The 610-nt window shown below is 29.0% G+C and carries 1 pseudogene; it reads right to left on the bottom strand.

Annotated elements, in window-relative coordinates:
- Positions 1–610 (bottom strand): annotated as a pseudogene (locus tag GQX97_RS13980) (hypothetical protein); the annotation flags it as partial.

Below are 610 nucleotides of genomic sequence, written 5' to 3' on the forward strand. Positions count from 1 at the left end.
AAATATTGCTTCAACTATAGGAATCTCAGTTCCCTTAAAAGATATCATACCATTATCATAGAAAGATATAATATTCTTTTCAAATATTTCACTTTTTACTTTGCTATTTTCTTTAAGRAAGTTAAATTGCAAATTTTTTGTAACAATTATTTTAGTATCTTTTGGAGATAACATATTTGCTCTAGCTTGCATTCTTGCTGCATTGTTAATAAGAAAACCAGATAAATCTCCATCTTCTGTGATAATAAGAGAATTATTGCTCATTCCTCCAGCTATACCAGCACTTACTTTGAACTCTGGAAATATTGAAGTATCTATATCAGGACATTCTGTTAATATTCTTTTTTTGCTCAAAGCTCCAATAATAGCCATAGTAGCACTTAATGCATCAGTTGCCGATGGGCACATCATTACTATTTCATCGCCCTGCTTTCTGTGAGATATAACATTATAAAATCTTGTAAGTTCGCTTATTTTATTTTGAAGCAAATCATCTAAAGCATGCATCTTAGAAAGGTTGTTTTTATTYTCTTCRCAAAATTTAGTATATCCATGAATATCAAGCATTGCTATATAAATATCAGCTATAGTTAAACTAAGTTTTAAATCT

Origin of the sequence: Brachyspira sp. SAP_772, from assembly GCF_009755885.1 — a bacterium.
Classification (GTDB): Bacteria; Spirochaetota; Brachyspiria; order Brachyspirales; family Brachyspiraceae; genus Brachyspira.